Source organism: Primorskyibacter flagellatus, assembly GCF_900176485.1.
Classification (GTDB): Bacteria; Pseudomonadota; Alphaproteobacteria; order Rhodobacterales; family Rhodobacteraceae; genus Primorskyibacter; species Primorskyibacter flagellatus.
The window spans coordinates 404095-424499 of sequence record NZ_FWYD01000002.1; the positions used below are offsets into that span (position 1 = coordinate 404095).

17 protein-coding genes are annotated in these 20405 nt (G+C 60.1%); 8 read left to right on the forward strand and 9 right to left on the reverse strand.

What is annotated here, in order from left to right; translation table 11 throughout:
• Window positions 1–93: 93 nt before the first annotated feature.
• The 6 genes from B8991_RS04800 to B8991_RS04825 form a co-directional block, all read right to left on the reverse strand.
• A complete protein-coding gene (locus B8991_RS04800) occupies window positions 94–960 on the reverse strand; it encodes a carbohydrate kinase family protein (protein ID WP_084350842.1) in 867 nt (288 codons plus the stop codon).
• The gene (locus B8991_RS04805) at window positions 957–2015 is read right to left on the reverse strand and encodes an ABC transporter ATP-binding protein (protein WP_084350844.1); all 1059 of its coding nucleotides are present in this window, start codon (window positions 2013–2015) and stop codon (window positions 957–959) included. The genes B8991_RS04800 and B8991_RS04805 overlap by 4 nt, the downstream gene beginning before the upstream one ends.
• 3 nt (window positions 2016–2018) lie before the next feature.
• On the reverse strand, window positions 2019–3503 hold the full coding sequence (argH, locus tag B8991_RS04810; protein WP_084350846.1) for an argininosuccinate lyase: 1485 nt from the start codon (window positions 3501–3503) through the stop codon (window positions 2019–2021).
• Complete coding sequence (locus B8991_RS04815) at window positions 3500–4378, reverse strand: carbohydrate ABC transporter permease (protein WP_084350848.1); 879 nt, start codon at window positions 4376–4378, stop codon at window positions 3500–3502. Before B8991_RS04815 ends, argH begins: the two co-directional genes overlap by 4 nt.
• A 71-nt stretch (window positions 4379–4449) precedes the next feature.
• Window positions 4450–5337: a carbohydrate ABC transporter permease gene (locus tag B8991_RS04820; protein WP_084350850.1), complete on the reverse strand. Its 888-nt coding sequence runs from the start codon at window positions 5335–5337 to the stop codon at window positions 4450–4452.
• 87 nt (window positions 5338–5424) lie between these two features.
• Window positions 5425–6687 carry an extracellular solute-binding protein gene (locus B8991_RS04825; RefSeq protein WP_084350852.1) on the reverse strand — a complete coding sequence of 421 codons (1263 nt, stop codon included), beginning with the start codon at window positions 6685–6687 and terminating at the stop codon, window positions 5425–5427.
• Window positions 6688–6801: 114 nt separating this feature from the next.
• Here B8991_RS04825 and B8991_RS04830 point away from each other — a divergent pair, with 114 nt between their 5' ends.
• The 7 genes from B8991_RS04830 (at window position 6802) to B8991_RS04860 (ending at window position 16205) form a co-directional block, all read left to right on the forward strand.
• Window positions 6802–7977: an ROK family transcriptional regulator gene (locus tag B8991_RS04830; protein WP_084350854.1), complete on the forward strand. Its 1176-nt coding sequence runs from the start codon at window positions 6802–6804 to the stop codon at window positions 7975–7977.
• 6 nt (window positions 7978–7983) lie between these two features.
• Entirely contained in the window at window positions 7984–10332 is a 2349-nt protein-coding gene (locus B8991_RS04835) for a PIG-L family deacetylase (RefSeq protein ID WP_084350856.1), read from the forward strand.
• On the forward strand, window positions 10329–11228 hold the full coding sequence (locus B8991_RS04840) for a DMT family transporter (protein WP_084350858.1): 900 nt from the start codon (window positions 10329–10331) through the stop codon (window positions 11226–11228). Before B8991_RS04835 ends, B8991_RS04840 begins: the two co-directional genes overlap by 4 nt.
• A 109-nt stretch (window positions 11229–11337) precedes the next feature.
• On the forward strand, window positions 11338–12096 hold the full coding sequence (locus B8991_RS04845; protein ID WP_235866541.1) for a hypothetical protein: 759 nt from the start codon (window positions 11338–11340) through the stop codon (window positions 12094–12096).
• A gap of 19 nt (window positions 12097–12115) precedes the next feature.
• Complete coding sequence (locus tag B8991_RS04850; RefSeq protein WP_084350862.1) at window positions 12116–13132, forward strand: hypothetical protein; 1017 nt, start codon at window positions 12116–12118, stop codon at window positions 13130–13132.
• A 15-nt stretch (window positions 13133–13147) separates the two neighbouring features.
• Window positions 13148–14821, forward strand: a complete 1674-nt coding sequence (locus B8991_RS04855) for a Dyp-type peroxidase (RefSeq protein ID WP_084350864.1) — start codon at window positions 13148–13150, stop codon at window positions 14819–14821.
• 25 nt (window positions 14822–14846) lie between these two features.
• Window positions 14847–16205 (forward strand): cytochrome P450, encoded by a 1359-nt coding sequence (locus B8991_RS04860; protein WP_084350866.1) that lies wholly within the window; start codon window positions 14847–14849, stop codon window positions 16203–16205.
• Between the two features lie 12 nt (window positions 16206–16217).
• Here the strand turns inward: B8991_RS04860 and B8991_RS04865 are convergent, their stop codons facing one another.
• On the reverse strand, window positions 16218–17789 hold the full coding sequence (locus tag B8991_RS04865) for a tetratricopeptide repeat-containing protein (protein ID WP_084350868.1): 1572 nt from the start codon (window positions 17787–17789) through the stop codon (window positions 16218–16220).
• A gap of 27 nt (window positions 17790–17816) precedes the next feature.
• Window positions 17817–18962, reverse strand: coding sequence for a patatin-like phospholipase family protein (locus B8991_RS04870; RefSeq protein ID WP_084350870.1), 1146 nt, complete (start codon window positions 18960–18962; stop codon window positions 17817–17819).
• 382 nt (window positions 18963–19344) lie between these two features.
• Here B8991_RS04870 and B8991_RS04875 point away from each other — a divergent pair, with 382 nt between their 5' ends.
• Window positions 19345–19908 (forward strand): hypothetical protein, encoded by a 564-nt coding sequence (locus tag B8991_RS04875; RefSeq protein WP_084350872.1) that lies wholly within the window; start codon window positions 19345–19347, stop codon window positions 19906–19908.
• A 7-nt stretch (window positions 19909–19915) separates the two neighbouring features.
• Here the strand turns inward: B8991_RS04875 and B8991_RS04880 are convergent, their stop codons facing one another.
• A complete protein-coding gene (locus B8991_RS04880; protein WP_084350874.1) occupies window positions 19916–20395 on the reverse strand; it encodes a DUF4231 domain-containing protein in 480 nt (159 codons plus the stop codon).
• Window positions 20396–20405 lie beyond the last annotated feature (10 nt).

Below are 20405 nucleotides of genomic sequence, written 5' to 3' on the forward strand. Positions count from 1 at the left end.
TTGACTGCCCGAAGCGTCGTGGATGGCACCCGCCCGTGTCAGGCCTGCCGATTGGTGGCGGGGTGAGGATGCGCAATATCGGCGCAAGGCAGGTTAGGTCGCTGCCTCTGTTGCAGCGGGGTTGAACCCGCCCCGCCCGGAAATCGCACGCGCTGCACGGTCGTTGCCCTGCCGCAGCGATGCCTCGACTCCCGCGCCATCAAGCCAGGCATTCAGAAAACCGGCATTGAACGCGTCTCCCGCGCCGGTCGTGTCAACCGGCGTCACGGCGATGGCGGGCGCGGCCATTGCCGTATCACCATGCCCGGCGCTTGCACCTTCAGCGCCGCGCTTAATCACGTCAAGGCTGGACCAGGGCGGCGGCAGCCCTGCGGCGACAAGGCGTTGCGCCTCGACAGCATTGGGCAGGAAAACATCGACCTGTGCGATCAGCGGCGCTGCACCTTTGGCGTCCAGCGTTTCGTCCCACGCGCAGTCAAGCGACAGGGTCAGCCCGGCACCGCGCGCCGCGTCGATCAGCCAGGGGCATTCCACCAGCGTCGCCAACTCTCCGATATGCATATGCCTGGACCCGCGCAGATCGCCAGCCGTCAGGCGCGGCAGGGCGGGACCGGCCCGGCGGGTGACGAAGGCGCGGTCGTCCGTACCCGTCAACACCACGGTAATTTGCGGATCATTGCCGTCAGGTGCTGCGCGGCACAGAATCAGGTTCAACCCGGCATGCGCCAGATCACCGGCAACGACCGTGTCAAACGGTGCGCCGGGCAAGGTCGCCGCCAGCGCCGCGTGCCGCCCCAAGGCCCCGAAATGCGCCGCTGTTATGAACGCTCCGCCGCCCGCATGAAGTCCCAGCCCCGAGGCGTAGATCTCTGTTCCCATGCTGGGCAGGCGCGGCACGCCGGTGAAGATCAGGTCGCAATATAGCCGACCCGCGCACACGACCGCACCCTCAAGGCTCACCGCAGCGCCTCGCCGGTTTCGGCGTCGAATACATGCAGGTTTTCCAATGCCGCTGTCAGCGTAACCTCTTCGCCCACCTCGGGCGGGGTGCGCCCATCCGCCTTTGCGATCACCTCGTCGCCTTCGCGCCCGACATAGATCAGTGTTTCCGCCCCCAGTGGTTCACGGACCAGCACCGGCCCCCGCACCAGCGCCGGGCCATCGCCGGGATAAAGATCCTCCGGCCGCACGCCCAGCACCACTGCCTGACCGGGCTTGGCGGCGGTGTTCAGCGTGACCTCTGTGCCGCTGTCCAGCCAAATCTTGCCACCGTCCTCGACCACGCCGGGCAGCATGTTCATCGAGGGCGCCCCGATGAACCGCGCGACAAATGTATTTGCCGGGCTGTGATACACCTCGGACGGCGTGCCGACTTGCTGTATATGGCCGTCCTTCATGATGACGATCCGGTCGGCCATGGTCATCGCCTCGACCTGATCGTGGGTCACGAAGATAATCGTGTTCCCGACCCGCTGGTGCAGTTTCTTGATCTCCAGCCGCATCTGCGTGCGCAGTTGCGCATCCAGATTGCTGAGCGGCTCGTCAAACAGGAACACCGCCGGGTCGCGCACCATGGCCCGCCCGATGGCGACGCGCTGGCGCTGCCCGCCTGACAACTGGCTGGGCTTGCGGTCCAGAAGGTCGGTCATGCCAAGGATCACGGCAACCTCGTCGATCCGGCGCTCCTTGTCGGCGCGCGGCATCTTGGCGGTGCGAAGCCCGAAGCCGATATTCTTGCGCACCGTCATATGCGGATAGATCGCGTAATTCTGGAACACCATGGCGATGTCGCGCTCTTTGGGTTCAAGGTTGTTGACCAAGCGCCCGGCGATGGACACCTCGCCCGAGGTGATTTCCTCTAGCCCCGCTATCATCCGCAAGGTGGTGGACTTGCCACAGCCTGAAGGCCCGACAAAAACCACGAATTCGCCATCCTCCACGTCAAGGCTGATACCGTGCAGCACTTGCGTCTTGTCATAGCGTTTCACCAGATCGCGGATCGACAGATCGGCCATTCTTTATCCCTCAAGGATCGTCGTGAAGGCGGCCTGAAGGCGTGCCTTGGCATTTCTGTGGCGTGTGGCGCGGGTGTCCATCGCGGTGCGCTGCGCCGTCGCCGTCTGGGCGTAGCCGTCCAAAGCTGCGTTCAAAGCGGCAGGCGCAGGCCCGCCGGGACGGTCGCGCCGCGCGATAAACGTCTCGGGCGCGACGGCATGTGCGAATGCCGCATTGTCCAATACCGGCGCCCGGCCCGCGGCGGTTTCAAATGCGTCGGAAAAGGCGTCGAACCCCTGCCCAAGCGGAACACCCGCCGCGATCACGGCCCGTGCCGTCGTGGCGGCGATCTCATGCGCCTGACGGAAACTCAGCCCCTCGTCGCGCACCAGCGTATCGGCCAGTTCGGTGATGGTGATGCAGGCGGCATCCGTGGTGGCGCGCACCCGGTCTGCATTGACCGACACAGCCGGGATCAACGCGCCCAGCAGCGACAGCACCCGACCGCCCCGGTCGAAGGCGGCATAGCCTGCGGCCTGCACCTCGCCCTCGGAATCGTTCATGTCTGTGAAGGGGGTGTTGTGCATCGTGCCGATGACGGCCTCGCACTGCCCACAAGTGACGCTGGACAGGTGGCGCAGATGCTCGATCGGCACCGGGTTGCGTTTTTGTGGCATGATGGAGCTGATCTGCACGAGGCTGTTGGGCACGTAGAGCTGCCCGACCTCGAAGGCGGTCCAGAACTGCATGTCCTGAATGACGCGGCCCAGATGCAGGAACATCAGCCGGATCGCGGAATACAGCCCCGTCACATAATCCACCGCCGCGATGCAGCCGTAGGAATTCAGCAGCGGACCTTCAAAGCCAAGAAGCTCGGCAACGCGGTGCCGGTCAATCGGAAACCCGCTGGTGGTAATTGCTGCCGCCCCCATCGGGCAATGCTCCAGCCCGTCGGCGGCGGCATCCAGCCGGGCGATGTCGCGTTGCAGCACCTCGATCACCGCGCCAAGGTAATGGCCGAAGGTGGTAGGCTGGGCGGGCTGGCCGTGTGTATAGGCGACAATCGGCGTGTCGGCCTCGGCCCGGGCCTTGGCAATCAGCGCATCCGTCAGATCAAGCGCCTGTGCCATCAGATGCGCCGTGCGGCTGCGCAGGGCCAGCTTGAACAGGGTGTGGTCCATGTCATTGCGCGACCGTGCCGTGTGCAGCGCGCCGCCCAGATCGCCCAGCCGCTTGCGTAACTCGGACTCGACAAGGAAGAAGTAGTCCTCATGCGCGCCGGTATAGCGAAGCGTGGAAATATCGGTCTCGGCCTCAATGTCGATCAGCGACTGCGCGATGGAACGTGCCGCCGCAGGTGGCAGGATGCCGGTTTCGGACAACATCACCAGATGCGCCCGATTGAGAGCCCCCATATGGACCGCATAATGGGTTTTGACTCCCTCAAACAGCGGTGCCAGCACCGTGTCACGATAGACCGGATCAGGGAAACGCGAGGTATCCGTCATCCCTTCAACCCCGCCATGACGACGCCCTGGATGATGTAGCGTTGGAAGATCAGGAACACGACCAGCGTTGGAATGGTAGAAATTGCAGCGCCGGTCATGATCAACTCCCACGCGACGTCTGCCTCATCGCCGAAGGATGAAAGGCCAACGGGCAGCGTGTACATCTCGACCGAATTGGTCACGATCAGCGGCCAGATGAAGGCGGTCCAATTGCCAAGGAACACAAAGATCGCAAGCGCCGCCAGCGCCGGCTTCACCAGCGGCATGGCGACCGTCCACCAGATTTGTAGCTCGTTCAGCCCGTCGATGCGCGCCGCCTCGATAAAATCATCCGGCACGGTTTCAAAGAATTGCTTCATCAGGAAGGTGCCGAAGGCGGTCATCAGGCCGGGGAACATGATGCCCCAATAAGTGTCCAGCCAGCCCAGTTGCTGGCTCATCAGATACCACGGGATCACCAGCATCTCTGTCGGGATCATCAGCGTCGACAGGATCGCGATGAACACGATGTAACGGCCGGGAAACCGGAACTTGCACAGCGTGTAGCCGACAAGACTGTCAAACAGCACGTTCGACACCGTCGTGACCACGGCGATGACGATGGAGTTGATAAACCAGCCGTAGAACCGCCCATCCTCCAGCACATATGTGTAGTTTTCCAGATGCGGCTCGTCAGGGATCAGTTGCAGATTGTAAACTTCATGCGGCCATTTCAGCGAGGTCGAGATCATGTAGGCGATCGGCATGACCATCGCGATGCCGCCCAGAAACAGCAGCGTCCAACGCAGGATCTGGCCCAAATTGGCCGGCCGTCGCGGAGGGGCGGCATGCAGCAGCGCATCAGCGTTTGGGCGGATCTCTTCGGTCACGGCCATCTAGATCGTGTCCCTTCGGGTTTGAACAGCGACCGTGATCGCGGAGGAAAGTGCTGATTGAGTATCCATGCTCAGCGGTCCCTCATGATCCAGAGTTGAAACAGGCTGACCAGCAACAGCACGATGAACAGCACCACGGTCTGCGCCGCAGCATAGCCCATGTCGAAGGAACTGAATGCGGTCTGATAGATCATCAGCACCAGCGGTTTTGTCGAATTGAGCGGGCCGCCGGGATTGTTCGTCGTCATATTGAAGACATGATCGAAGATCCGCAGGAAACCGATGGACGAGAAAACCACCAGAAACACGATTGTCGGCCTCAGGAGCGGCAGCGTGATCTCCCACAAAACCGTCCAGGTCGAGACGCCATCAATGCGCGCGGCCTCGTAATAGCTGCGCGGAATGGCGCGTAGGCCGGCCATGAAGATGATGACCTGAAAGCCCAGACCGGCCCAGACAGCAGGGGCAAGGATCGCGGGCAGCGCATTGGTCGTCGAGTTCAGGAAGTTGATCTGTGGGATACCAATGCTGGCCAGCGCGTTATTGAACAGCCCTACCGGGACCGGCTGATAAAACCAGCGCCAGACCCAGGCCATGGCGACGGCACTGGTCATAAACGGCAGGAAATACAGCATCCGCAGAAAGCCGTGCATGAACCGCACCTTGTCGAGATGGTAGGCAATGCCAAACGCCACCACCAGGCTGACGGGCGTGCCCAGCAGTAGATAGATGAAGGTGTTGCGGAACACCTGCCAGAAGACCGGATCGGACAGCAGCGTGGTATAATTGTCCAGTCCCGTCCATGTCCGCGTGCCCAGCAGGTTCCAGTCCTGAAAGCTGATCAGCATCGCGTTGCCGGTCGGGTAAAACCGAATGACCGAATAGAACAGCACCGGCAGGGCCAGAAATGCCCAGGCCCAGACGATCTGTTTTTGCTTGATGGTCAGGTTTCGATACATGTCAGGACGGCCCCGCAATTACGCCCCGGATTTGCGGGGCGGGTTGATCCCGGCGCGCAAGGGCACGCCGGGACCGAAGACGCAGGCTCAGTTCCCGCTATAGTAATCGTCGAGGATTTTTTGCTCGGCTTCGGCGGCAATTGTCAGGCTTTCGCCCGGATCCATGCCTTCAAGCGTGATGCGTTCGACCATTTCAACCATCGCCTGCCGCTGGCCGCTTTCATCCGCAAACTTCGTGGTGTGTGCATATTCCAGACCACGGATGAACGGGCCAAAAACCGGGTCATTCGCATTGGTCTCGGTCATGCCGACTGATGGCTTGGCGGGCAGTTCTCCGACCACGTCCAGCCAGACCTGCATTGCCTCGTCCGAAGTGATGTATTGCATGAACTTGACCGCGGCATCGTATTTTTCGCCCTCGGCCTTGGTTGTGATCGCGTTGACCCAATAGGACGAATAGTTGGAACGCATCCCATCCGCATTGGCGGGCAGTTCGGTCACGCCCCATTTCAGGCCCCGCGTACTTTCCAGCGCGCCGATCCGGAACGATCCGTCGATATGCATGCCTGCGCGGCCCGCCTTGAACGCGGCCTGCGGTTCATCCATGAAGTTGAACGCGGTGACAGGGTTTTCATCCGTTGCCAGACCGACATAGAAATCCAGCGCCTTGCGCCCGGCCTCGGTGTCGTAATTCACTGTCTTGTAGTCATCAAGGTAAGGCTCGCTGCCGAACTGACGCACCAGCACTTCGCGCCACCAGTGGTGATCCTGCGCCGTCATCCCTGCGGTCAACCCGACCTGAGTGATGTTGCCAGCGCCGTCGACCTTGGTCATGGCCTGCGCGGCGGCGATCAACTCGTCCAGATTGGTGGGTGGCTCGACACCGGCCTCTTCCATCAGACGTTCGTTGTAGAACAGCGCAAGGCTGCGGACGGCGGTCGGCAGCGCCCAGTACTGGCCATCGCCTTTCATCGCCTGCACCATCGGGAAGAACTCTGCGTCGATAGCCTCTACCGGGAACGCATCACCGGGCAGCGGCTGGATCAGGTCGGCACCGACATAGTCATTCAACCAGCCATAGAACAGTTGCACCACATCCGGGCCTTCTCCGGCAGGAATGGCGGCGGCGACCTTGGTACGGTAATCTGCATACGGGAAATGCGTCATCGTGACGGTGATGTCCGGGTTGGCGGCCTCGAACTTCTCGATCAGCTGGTCCATTGCAGCGACGCGGGCGTCGAAAAAGTACTGCCAATATTCGATCTCGACCGCCTGAGCGGGGGTCGTTATCAGCGACGCGGCACCGGCGGCAGTTGCCACGGCCCAAGCCTTCAATGTCGGAAATGCCATCGGAGTCTCCCTGTTTTGTCGTGGCCGTGACCCGCGTCTGGCGTAGGTCCGGACCTTGGCTTCGTTTAACTCAACCAGCTTGAGTATTCAAGAAAATTGAGTTAATCGAGTTCCATGAGCGCATCTCATCGCCAAATTCCGGGTGTCAACGCCGAACGCACCCGCAGTCACAACCGGCAGATGGTGCTGGGCAGCGTCCGCGCGGCTGGCGCGATTGGACGGGCAGAGATTGCGCGCGCTTCGGGCCTGTCCACACAGGCAGTGTCAAACATCATCGCGGACATGTTGGCGGACGGAATGCTGCGCGAACATGGCCGCCGCACCGGGGGGCGCGGCCTGCCAGTGCAACAATATGCGATCAACCCCTCTGGCGGGTACGGGCTGGGGATCGAGATACGGCCCAACGCGGTTTTCTCGGCGTTGATTGACCTGACCGGAACGACCAAACACAGCCACCGGACAGAACTTACAAACAATGAGCCGAAAACCGTGCTGGCAGAGGTCGCAGAACATAAATTCCGTGCGCTGCAGGACACGGGCGTGCGCGAAACATCGGTATTGGGCGCGGGCGTCGTCATGCCCGGACCCTTTGGCGCGACCGGAATCCAGAACAGCGGCTCTGACCTGCCGGGCTGGCAGGATATAGATCCACAAGGCTTGCTGGAGGGCGCGCTTCACCTGCCGGTTTTCGTCGAAAACGACGCCAATGCCAGCGCCATGGCGGAACGGATTTCCGGCGTTGCGCAGGGGCTGGAGACATTCGCCTTCCTTTACTTCGGTCAGGGGCTGGGCCTGGGGCTGCTGCAAGGCGGACGGCTGGTCTCTGGCGCGTTTGGCAATGCGGGCGAGATCGGCCATATCCCGGTGATCGCGCAGGGCGTACCAGTCGCATTGGAAAGCTGCGTCAGCCGATTGTCGGTGCAGGCCCATTTGTCCGCCCACGGGATCGACGCCCGCGATATGGATGATCTGAGCCGGCTCTACGCGCAATCCGCACCGCCCTTGCTGGAATGGCTCGATACCGCTGTGCAGCCTTTTTCTGCCGCCATCGGCATTATCGAAAACCTCTTCGATCCACAGGTCGTGATCCTTGGCGGTGCCATGCCGGATGCGGTGCTGGACCATCTTATCGACGCGGTGCGCCTGCCCGACCGGTCCGTGTCCAACCGTGCCGACCGCAGGCAGCCTCGGCTGATGCGCGGCACGTCGGGGCGCATGACTGCCACGCTGGGTGCCGCGGCCCTTGTTCTTAACCAGGCGTTCACCCCGATGATCGCCGCAAGCCGGTAGGCCCCCATGCCCACACCAGACCAGACCCGCCTTGATACTGCACGCGCGCATTCGCGCATCCTTGATCTGTGGTTCGCGCTGCGCCCGCTGACCAGCGTGGTGCGGCTGATGAATTCCGGGGCCCACCCCGATGACGAGACGTCTTCGATGCTGGCGGCCCTTGGGCTGCGCGACGGCGTCAACCTGTCCTATGCCTGCTCGACCCGGGGAGAGGGCGGTCAGAACGACATCGGCATTGAAGCGGGAGCCGATCTCGGCGCGCTGCGCACCCGAGAGATGGAGCGCGCCTGCGATATCCTCAATATGCGGATGTATTGGCATGGAGTCTCTGCCGATGATCCGATCACCGATTTCGGGTTCTCCAAAAGCGGCGAAGAAACCCTAGGGCGCTGGGGCAAAGACGCGCTGATGGCGCGGTTTGTGCAAATTGTGCGAACCGAACGACCGGATATCCTGATCCCCACCTTCCTCGACATTCCCGGTCAGCACGGTCACCACCGCGCCATGACCGCCGCCGCGCATCAGGTGATGCAGGCCGCCGCCGATCCGGAATTCGCCTGCGACTTGCCACCGTGGCAGATTTCCAAACTTTATTTGCCAGCCTGGTCCGGCGCAGGCCAGGCCTATGACGATGACGAACCACCGCCCCCCGCCACGCTGGAAGTGCCTGCGACCGGGCGTGATCCGGTCAGCGGCTGGCCGTATGCCCGGATTGGACAGATGTCCCGCGCCTTTCACCGGACACAAGGGATGGGGCGCTGGGTGCCTGCCGGTGCCGGTCAGGACTGGCCGCTGCATCTGGCGGAAAGCCACGTCTCTGGCCCTGATCTGGCCGTCACTGACGGGTTGCCGGAAAACCTGGCGGATCTGGCGTCGCTGGCACCTGCAATCGGTCCAGACCTGCACACTGCGCAGAAAGCGATTGCTGCGGCTGTCGCCGGATTTCCGAACTTTGCCACAATCGCCGTGCAGGCACGCACCGCATATGACCATGTGGTGTCGGCCGAACATGCCTGTCCGCCGGACGCTGCCCCGCTGATCGCGCACAGGCTTGCCGCCAAACGTGTGCAGCTTGGCCACGTCCTACGTCTGGCCCTGGGGATCGAGGCGCGCGCGCGCATCAGCGACATGCGGCTGCGGCCCGGCGCGCAAACGACGCTGGAGGTCGAGTGTGAGCCCGGCGACGCCCCTGATCTGACCGTCACGCCCGATCTGCCTGATGGGTGGCAGGTCGATGGCGACAGCTTGCGCATCAGCGAAGCAACAAGCCCGAGTGATGGGTATCGCGCCGCATATGATCCTGCCGACCCGCCTGTCCCGGCGTTGCATCTGGACATTGGCGGGGCAAGCGTCCGTGTCCCGTTCGAGCGGCCGCCGGTTATCCTGAGCACGCGTGCTGCCACCCTGACCCCGCATGCAGAGGTGATCAACCTTGCCACACAGCGGCGTCAGATTGCGGTGTCCCTGTCAGATTTGCACCCATCGGCGGCCAAGCCATCGCTGGCCCTGCCAACCGGCTGGCAGGCCGAGCGCAGCGATACCGGCCTGACACTCCGCCTGCCGAAAACCACAGCACAGGGCCTCTATCACCTGCCGCTGCTTCTGGACGGACAAGCCGCAACCAGCGAGTCCTGCATAGATTTTCCGCATATCGACCCAACAATGCAAAGCCGCCCCGCCGCGCTTTCGGTCCAGGTTCTGCACGCCGATCTGCCGCCAGCACGCGTCGCCTATATCGGCAGCGGCCACGACCGTGTGGCGCATTGGCTGGGGGCGCTTGGCGCCGATGTGACCGACCTGTCTGATGCCGATCTGGACAGCGACGCCGCTTTCGCGCCCTTTGATACGGTGGTGATCGGTATCTTCGCCCTGCGTTTTCGCCCCGGTTTGCTTGAGGCGATGCCGCGTCTTCACGCCTGGGTGCGGGCGGGGGGGCATCTCGTGACGCTTTACCACCGGCCTTGGGACAACTGGACGCCCGAAACCACGCCCCCGCTTCGGCTCCAGATCGGACAGCCTTCGCTGCGCTGGCGCGTCACGGACGAGGCAGCCCCTGTGACGCAGGTTCAGGACCATCCGCTTTTGTCATCCCCCAACAAGATCGGCCCGGAGGATTGGAACGGCTGGCACAAGGAGAGGGGGCTGTATTTCGCCAAAAGCTGGGATCCGGCCTATGCCACCCCGCTGGAAATGAACGATCCGGATGAAGCCCCTCTGAAAGGCGCATTGCTGAGCGCCGAGGTCGGCAAGGGCCGGCACACGCATACCTCGCTGATCCTGCATCACCAGATGGCGCGGCTGGTGCCGGGCGCGTTCCGGTTGATGGCGAACCTGACCGCCCCCGCTACCCGATGACAGAGCAGCCGCCGCGCGACAATCTGCGTGGCGCGGCCTGGCTGTTTGCGGATATGGGGCTGAACATCTGGGCGCTGAGCATCGTCAAGGCGCTTGGCCTTGGCTATCCGCCCGCGCAGATCGTGTTCCTGCGGGCAGCGGTCGGTCTTATGCTGCTGACACCGCTGATCCTGCGCAAACGGTCGGCCTTTCGCAACGTGCCGCAGCCCTGGTTCCAAATGCTGCGCGTGGCGCTGTCAGCCGTCACGCTGACCGCCAGCTATTTCGCCATCGCGCGGGTGCCGCTTGCACTTTACACGACGATGAACTTCACCCGTCCGATGGTGGTCATGCTGCTCGCCGCGGTCGTGCTTCGCGAACGCATCACGGCCCGCCAATGGGGGGCAGCGGCGCTTGCCATGACCGGGATCGTGATAGCGACGGATCCCGCCGCGACACCCTTGGGGGCCGGGCTTGCCGCGCTGTTATTGGTGGTCTTGACCGGATCCGGCGCAGTGATCGTGACACGGGCGCTGCGCGGCACGCCAGAGATCGTGATGATGACGTTCTACACCGTCGGGCTGGCTCTCTGTACCCTGCCTTTCGCGTTGACCGACTGGGTCGCAGTGCCTGCGGATGAACTGCCGATTCTGCTGCTGATCGGAGTGTTCGCTCAGGCCGGACAGCTGTGTTTCCTACGGGCGCATTTTCTGGGCGAAGCAGGTGTATTGTCGGTGCTGGGATATGCGAGCCTGCTGGTTTCGGTCACTGTCGGCTACCTTCTGTTCGACGAAGTGCCCGGCCCACGGTTTTTCGCAGGGGCGACTTTGGTCGTCGTCGCGGCGCTTACACTTGGCCTTCGGGGACGGCGGCGCGGGCGCGGCGCGGGCGAATCGGGGCGCCAACCCGGCCGTTAGGCACCTCCCGCGACACTATGTTCGCGCGCCAAGACCCTGATCCGCTTAACCTTATTTTAACCACAACCAGGTCCGACTATGTCACAAGACGCAGCATGAGCGTTGACGGGTGCAGACAGTTCAAATACAACGCAGGGGTGCCCTACGATTTGCTGATTACACTTTTTTGGTGCAGTTTCGTTGCGAAAAGGAAACATTAATGTCGAACATAGGCGGCAAAGCCTATGCGATGAATGTGGTCACGCCGAGCAATCCCAAAATTACCTGGGTCAATCGGCTGCTGTTCATGGCATCTCGTGGATTACCAAAAAACCTGATGGGCTTGCTTGGCCTTTCGATCATTCATTTTGCCCGCTGGGTGATCATCCGGCCAAACGAATGGCCCGACCTTGGTCAAGGAAAACAAACCGTGAAGAACGACTACATGTTGTTCTGTTCCAATTTCAACGGAACCTGGGACCAGTATATTGATGCATTTTCAGACGGTATCCCGAAGGGCCTGAACCTGTTCTGGTACTCGGCCACCAAGTATCCGCAATCAATTCCGGTGACGACGTTCAAAACATATATCACCTATAATCAGGTCAATACGGATTACTATTACAACGCGACGCCTGGCTCGGCACAACGCGACATCAAATCCAGCCTTCGCGTCTATGATGCCGTCCTGCAACTGGCCAAGTCGCACGGAACGCAATCGCCCGAAGAGTTCGCCAAAGCGTATAAAGAGACGATGTTCAGGGTCCAAAGCTGCCTTGGCGATCCGGGGATCGGCCCCGTTGCCAGCCTTGATACAGAGCGCGCAGACATCAATCGCGGCGCTTATGTCAGGAATGCCCAGCAGACCTTCGACAGCGAACGAACCTAAACAAACTGAGGATTGCCTCATGCCGGATCTTGATACAGGTCATCTGTTCCTGACGACCCTCGCACCGATCAAGGCCGGAAAGGCCGGGGACGGGTCGAACACCTCCTGCGAGCAGAAAGTGAGGGCAACGCTGGCAATGCTTCCCACAGCATTGCAGTCCCCCGCAACGCAAAATACCGGATTGAACAGCCCGTTTTCGCGCAACAAACGCACACATCTGGCGCGCATGTTTGTGCTGGGCGATGTCATCTATAACGGGCGTAACGCGCAGAACCCGGTCGTGGCCACGGCAAAGGGCATCAACCCGGTAGAGCCGCAGGAAATCGACAAGCTGAACGCGGCCTATCTGGTGTTTTGCGCCGATATTGATGCCGTTACCGAAGATGGCGCGCCGCTGCCGCACAATCTGACCGCCGAAGAACAGACCGAAGTGCGCAAATCCTATGCCCGCAAGCTGTGGGATACGATGGGCCCGGAACTGGAAGAGATCTATCGCAATTGCGTGGGGTTCGATGGCGTCAACTCGGCCGATGGGTTTGCCGAATACCTCGACCGGTGCCATGTCGAAACGACGATGCCCTTCCACGATTATTACCTGAAACTGCCCAAATTCAACGAGCTTTCGGTCCCCAAGCTTCTGGCAGCCATCCTGGTGCCAGCGGGGATCGGGCTGCTCGCGCTGGTGCTTTGGCTGTTCGGCATGTCCAGCGTGTTGGGCATCAGCACGCTGCTATTGTTCGTCCTTGGCTTCATCATCGCCGTCGTGGCTGCGGTGCTAAGTGCCAGATACGCGCTGAGCAACGGCAGCAAACCCCTGCCGCCCGGCGAATATGACGATCTGCCATCGGTCCTGAAGGCGCTTTACGTCCAGCAGACCTTTGCGGATTTCGCCATCGACCATCAGGGCGCGGATGCGGACAAGATTTACGAGGATTTCGGGGCTTTTCTGGAAACCCACAAACCCGCAGACAAGATGTCACCGACGCAAAATCCCGGCGTGATCTCGATCGCGGCCGAGGGCGGCCTTTCAAGCTAGGATTGAAATTCAACCATGACACGCAGCCTGAATCTGGACGACATACAAGGCAATGTGATCCGCGCTTATGGACGCTACTCCTTTCCTTTCGCACGATATTTCTTTCTCAACATTTCCGATTGCGGCAAAGGACGACAGTTCATCGAAGCGGTGCGCCAGAAGGTGACCACCGGGGCCACTTGGCCCGAAGGCGGCAAGCCGCCGGTGACGATGAATATCGGCTTTACGTTTCTGGGGCTTCTGAAAATGCAGATCCCAGAACGGACCCTGCGCGGCATGCCCGAAGACTTCATCTCTGGCATGAAAAACCGCGCTTTCATCCTTGGCGATCGCGATGTGACCAAAACCGAGGCTGAATCGGTCGGATGGGACAAGCACTGGGATCCGATCTGGCAGGGCAACCGGGTTGGCGACGGCGACGATACCGACAACGTCCATATCTGGATCTCGATGAATGCGCAGCTTCACACCCTGGGGCAGGATGAACCCGTCGCTGAACTGGAAGAGCAGACCCAATGGTTGCGGGATCTGTGCAAGGATCTGGATCAGGGCGTCCGGATCCTGACCAATAACGGCAAGAACGGCGATCAGGAATATCAGGCCTCTTCTGCCGTCTTTCAGGAAAAGAACGGCGTCAAACTGCCCACCCCCAAGGAACATTTCGGCTTTTCCGATGGCATCGGCGACCCGGTTTACAAAGGTCAGTACGCGCCGGAGCTTGAAAAGACAGCCGTAATCGGCCGCGGCAAGCGCATGAGCCCGGAAGCCGGATGGGAACCGATCGAGGCGGGAGAATTCATTCTCGGCCACCCCGATGAAAGCCAGGAGTTACCCCCCGCCGCCGCCCCGCCGGAATTCACGCGCAACTCTACCTTCATGGCCTATCGCAAGCTGCACGAGAACGTCGGCACCTTCGATGAGGTGATGCGCGAAGAGGCCAAGACATTCGCCGCCCATCAAGGCGTCTCGGAGATCGAAGCCCGCGAAACCCTGCATGCCAAGATGTGCGGGCGCTGGTCGGACGGCGTGCCGATTTCAGTGGTGCCAACGTATGAGGAATGGATCGCGTTTGGCGACAAGATGGGGTTCAACGACGCGGACCCAGTGAAAGCGCTGGAAAATCAGGTAGCCTATCTTCGGTCCCCCGCCTCGTCGGATTTTGTCTATGCCGACGATATGCTTGGCTACAAGAACCCTGTGGGATCGCATCTGCGGCGCATGAATACGCGCGACTATCTTGATCCGCTCAACAAGATCGGGATCGACCCCGAGACTGGCCAGCAGCACAAGAACGAGAACGCAACCTCGGCCCTTAACAAACGCCGCCGTATCCTGCGGCGTGGCTTGCCCTACGGTCCGCGCGTCGGCGAAGCCAAGACCGACGATACCGAGCAGGGCGTCACCATGATCATCATGTGTGCCAGCCTGTCGCGTCAGTTTGAGTTCGTGCAGCAACAGTGGATCCAATACGGGCTGGATTTTCATCAGGGCAACGACACCTGCCCCATGCTTGGCAATCACGACCGCCACAAACGCTTTACGATCACGTCCGATCCGAAATCCGGCAAGAACCCTTATGTGATGAGCAAGCTAAAGACCTTTGTCGAATGCCGCGGCGGGGATTACTTCTTCATACCCTCGATGACCGCCTTGCGGATGATGGCCATGGGCACTGTCGACGCGACATGACCAAACAATGCCGAAAGGACAGGCAATGATTTCAGCGGTTCGCAATATCGGCGGAACCATTCTCGCCGTCCTGATGGTTTGGGGCGAGGGGTTGCGCGCGGCTGCCCAGTTGGCCGGGATCGCCTTCAAGGCTTCCCGCGCCGAAGGCGGGCTAAAGCAGAATATCGGCACGGAATTGAAGACAGTTTCCGGCCAGCGCAAGGTGTTCGAGGTGTTGCGGGCATTCCTGCCCAATCTGTCGCTCAAACGAAAGCTGGTGAAAAGCTACGACAATACCGGCACGGTCATCATCACCCGCAGTAACGATTGTCTGGATGTGCTGGCCCGCAACGAGGATTTCGAAGTCGTCTATGGCAGTCGGATGCGCAAGCTGACCGATGGCGACAACTTCTTTCTGGGAATGCAGCCGGGCTGGGACTACACCCGCGACACCTCTGCGATGCGACTGGCGGCACGCCATACCGATGTTGCTGAAATCGTCCTGCCGCGCGCGCAGTTGATGGCGAGCGATATTGTCGAGCGCAGCCATGGCAAGATTGACCTGCCCGCGCAGCTTTCCTTGCAAGTGCCGTGGGATATGACCAACACCTATTTCGGCACCGGCGGGCCGGACGCGGCCACCATGAAGGACTGGACCAGCACCCTGTTCTGGTATCTGTTCGAGGATCTGCCCGCCGATCCTGAACTGGACGCAAAGGCGATGAACTGTGCCGCCGGGCTGCGCGATTATCTTGACGCGGCCATTGCCGACCGCAAGGCCAACCCGACCGACGCCGAGGATATTCTGAACCGCTGCCTTGCCCAGCAACGCGCCGACACGCCGGGGATGAGCGATCTTGGCATCCGTAACAATATACTGGGGCTTCTGATCGGCGCTATTCCGACAATCTCAAAGGCATGTTGCTACGCGATGGACGAATTGCTGAACCGTCCGGAGGAGCTTGAGCGCGCGCATCGTGCGGCTTTGACGAATGACGCGTCCTACGAGAACTACATCTGGGAAGCGCTGCGCTTCTATCCCCACAACCCCGTCATCTACCGCCGCGCAACCCGCGATACCACTGTCGCGCGGTCGTCCTTCCGGCAGGTGAACGTCAAGAAAGGCCAGATGGTCTTTGCCGCGACCGTTTCGGCGATGTTTGACCGCTACGCCGTGGAGGCACCGCAGGAATTTCGCATCAATCGCCCGTTCGAGACCTACATCATCTGGGGTTACGGGATGCATATCTGTTTCGGCGCAGCGATCAACAAGGCGGTGATCCCGGCAATTCTGAAACCTTTGCTGGCGCAGAAAAACCTGCGACGTGCCCCTGGACCTGCCGGTCAGATCGACACCGGGCCAACGCCCCACCCGCAGCATTTCCACCTTGAATTCGACACCTGAGTTCGGCGGGGTCTAGTCGTATTCAATGCGGTAAGTGACCTCCAAAGACCGAACATTCCTGCCGGGCGCGACATCCGGGCGAAACGTGATCTGCCCATCGGCTCCTATCGGTGCCCGTGACTGCTGTGAATTCGCCAGTGGGACGGGCCGCGATTGCATCGCTTCGTCGGCGTCCGCGCCGTTTTCAAAGGCAGCAATGATGGCTGACAGTTTGGCTTTCTGTTCGCTATAACTGCTTTTTGCGAAGGCACTTGCATGGCTGTCGATCTTGCGTTCCACGCGCTCCGCCTCGGCTGTGCGACCGATACCATGATACGCCTCAGCCAATGTCAGGTAGATCCATTCTCGGTCACCACGTCCGGCAAAGCTATCTTCGTCACTGATAAGATCCTCGCAAATCCGCGCAACTTGCTCACGGATCATGTTGGCATGCCCGAAATTGACAATCGCGTCGAACCGCGTTTCCTGACGCGTCGCCCGCAGCGAGTACATGAAAGCGACGTTGATCCCGTTGTAATAGTCCTGCCGAATGTAAAACCCCCGTTCGTAAAACCGGATCGCCCGATCAAGATATTCCGCATCATCGGTCAAATCGAACAGGCGCTTGTTGATCGCGCCCGCCAGACCAAGCGTTTCGGGATCGTTGGTGATACCCGGCGCGCAATACTTCTCTAATATGTCTTCGGCCTGATAGAGCGCAGACATTGTCAGATCAGCGTCAATCTTGCCGTTCGTGTCGCGTTTCTCACCGACTTTGTAGGTGGCGAGTGCAAGCTTCTGCACAAGATACACATCCGGCTTGCTGTCGGGCCGCCCTTTGGTTTGCAGGTCCATGGTTCGGCGCAGCAGATCTATGGCAGTCTCGAAGTCTTTCGACGCCATCGCGTCCTCGGCGGCTTGCAGCATGGTCGCAAGCGATGCGCCATCATCTGGCAGGGCAGTGTTCCGCGCCTCTGGCGCAATATACGCGGGCGGCACAAGGAACGATTCAGGGGTATAGTCCGGCGGCCTCATACTTTTCAGATTTCGATAAACCGGACTGTCAGATTCTGCGGGCACATCAGGTGAAGTTTCCTGTCGGATCCTTTCGGTCCCGATGATCTTGGCCAGAATATCGGATAGATACGCGACAAACCGGTCCTGTTCGTCGGCGCTGATGCCTTCGCCGCCATGCTCGTATTGATGGATCACGAAAGAACTGAGATCGAAGGGAATGCGTTCCAGCAACAGCGCCTCGGCGATCAGCACCGTGGTATTCGGGCGCTGCGCGTGCCTTACGCCCAACTCGTAAAAAACGTTGGCATTCAAAGTCGACAGATCGGCAATGACCAAATCTGCCTCAAACAGCCAGCGATACATGATGGAATCAATCTGACCGGTCAGGTTGGCATCAATGGCGCGAAAACAATTGACGTTAACCTTGTCACAGGCCGGCTGGACCAACTGCTTAAAGGTCTGGTCAAGGTTCAGAACGCGGCCCGTCACATAGTCGGTCTTGTGGCCAAACCCCGTTACCACAAAGCATGTCAGCTGCCGCTCTGACCCGCCCTTTGCATCAGACGATTCGTTTCCATCCTGCTGCATTATATGTCCCTCCGTCCGTGGAATCCGTCACCCGATATCGAACTGTTTACCGAAATGCTCTTCCTTTATCAGGATACAAGCCGCCTTACCTATATCGGTCAGGTCGTCCATGTTTTCGGGTTTGTCCATCTGCGCAATCGCCTCCAGCCGATCCATCGAGTAGTCGACATTCAGGTTGTCTTTCAGCCATACGGTGTCGAACTCGACGTTGTAGCGCAGATAGGTCAACAGTGGCGTGCCACCGCCCAGAATATCAGAACTTAGATCGCCCACCTCGCTGTCGATCGATCGCGCCGTCGGGCTGTCCGACATCCATTGCAGCAACTGTTCGTTCAACGCGGCATTATCGTCCATCAGCGAGGACAAACCGCGCACGCCCAGTTCTGCGGCGGACATTTTCATGACCTTTTCCTGCTCCATCGCCAGTGTCTTGGTACCGGTGCCCAATGACACAATCTGGATCTTGTCGCTGCCCACCGGCCAGTTCAACCCGTGGTTTTTCAGCGCTGCGAGCATCAACAGTTGCAGCGCCGGATTGTTGTAGGGACTGACCCCACCATCGACGAATGCGCCCTGCATGTCAGATGTCACATTGATCAGTTCGGGTTCAAAATACGTCGGCGCAGCCGAGCTTGCCCGAACCACCTGGCGCAGCAGGTAATCCTTGTTGGGCGTTGACCCGCTGCCGGGGATCTCGTTGTAATACATACCCTTGGGGTTGTTGTGGATAATCCACGGGCTGCCGGTGTCGATGCGTTTGACGACAATCCCCAGCCCGGTTTTCACCTCTGGCCCGCCAAGACAGATATCGCCGTATTCACGTTCCAGACCTTCGCGCACGGCCTTGGCGGAAAATTTCGGCCGCAAAAGCCCCATCCGAAAGAATGACGATTGGAAAATGTCGTTTCCAAATTCGAGGTAAAGCTTGTTGATCCGGCTGACCGGCCAGCCAAGTGCCAGCGCCGACGCAATGATCGCACCGGTAGAAGTGCCGCCGATCAGGTCGAAATAATCCGATAAGACCGTGTTTTCGTCACCGGTACGCTTGCGCAATATCTCTTCTATGCGGGCCAGCATTTGCAGGGTCAGAATTCCGCGGATGCCGCCCCCGTCCAGTGCAAGAATTCGCTTTGGGCCTGGTCCGAACAAATGAGCGTTCAGGTCTTTTGACATTTGGCTAACCTTTCTTTGCATCGCGAGATGGAACTCTCCGATATGTATTCATGTGTTTGAAAAAATTGGTCTGTCCGGAAGAGTACAAAGGAGACAGACACGCGACTTCGGTTGATTGGTGGACCAAAGCCGATACGGGCCAAGTGGAAAAACGCTTGTTTTCATTTTGATTGCGAAGGCTGCGGAACCGCATGTCTATTGGAGCCGTTTCCCTATCTGAAAGTCAACAGTCACGCGGGCTTGCGCGCTGGTCTAGAGGCCGAATTCGTCGCTCTCCACTGCTTGCAGGATGCTGGCATCAGACCCATTTGGGAGGAGGGCTGACTGACACGAAGGCGGATGATCCTTATTTGCCGTTGATCTGTGAAGGATGGGTAAAGATATGCAACGCGTGATTTTGTTCAGCGGCCATATGATCGACAGTCCGGACCGGGACACACCGCGATTTCCGGCGTCGATGGAAGATGCGGCAAGCGCGCGGATCGCGGCAATTCTTGAAGGCTGGCGGGTCGGCAAGGACGACATTTGCATCTGTGGCGGCGCACGCGGGGGGGACATTCTTTTCGCGGAACACGGTCTTGACCGGGGCGCGCAGGTGCGGTTGTTCCTCCCGTTGGAAAAAGAAGCATTTCTTGAGGAGTCGGTCAGGCTCCCGCTCGCTTGCGACTCTGGCTGGGAGGACCGGTTTGCAGATGTCCTTGGACGGTCTACGGCGGCGTGGCCGGATCCGGCCGGCGCCACCGATGCCTCGGACAACCCTTTCGCGCGGAACAACACCCGCATGATTGCTGCGGCAAAGACCTGTGCCGATGGCGGCCCGATTCATCTGCTGCTGTTGTGGAATGGACAGGGCGGTGACGGCGACGGCGGCACCGCCGATGTCGCGCATCGGGTCGAGTGTATCGCGGCGAAGGTGGCGATCATTGATCCAGCCAAACTGCATTGATCCGGGTCTACCCGCCTTCTGGCGAGGATTTCTCCATTCCCGCGCGCTCTGCCTGATCGGACTGGGTTGCCTTTCGTATCGACTGGGTCCAGCCCGATGTTTCCTTCCGCAGCATGGTCTCAACCCGCGTGACCAACAGTTCAAAGGGCTTTTCACCGTCATATGGTGCCGCCCGCGCGAGAAAGAGGAATTTCTCCTGCTTCAAAGCCTCTGACACGGCACGGTATTCGCCCCAGTTTTCCTGGAACCGGTACAGCCCAATGACCCCGGCGAGGACTGCCACAATCAGCCCCAAAGCACCGATCACCATGCCGACATAGACGTGTTTGTCGATGTATCCGGCCAAGAGCGGGATCGACGCGGCGGCAATAATCTCGATCAGCCGCAGCTTCTTGTAAGCGGCCTGATTGGACACGCTTTTGCGGTCGTACCACTCAATCTGCCCATCGAGGCGCTGCTCCAGATAGTCGGTTTCGGCGCTGGTCATGGCATGACGG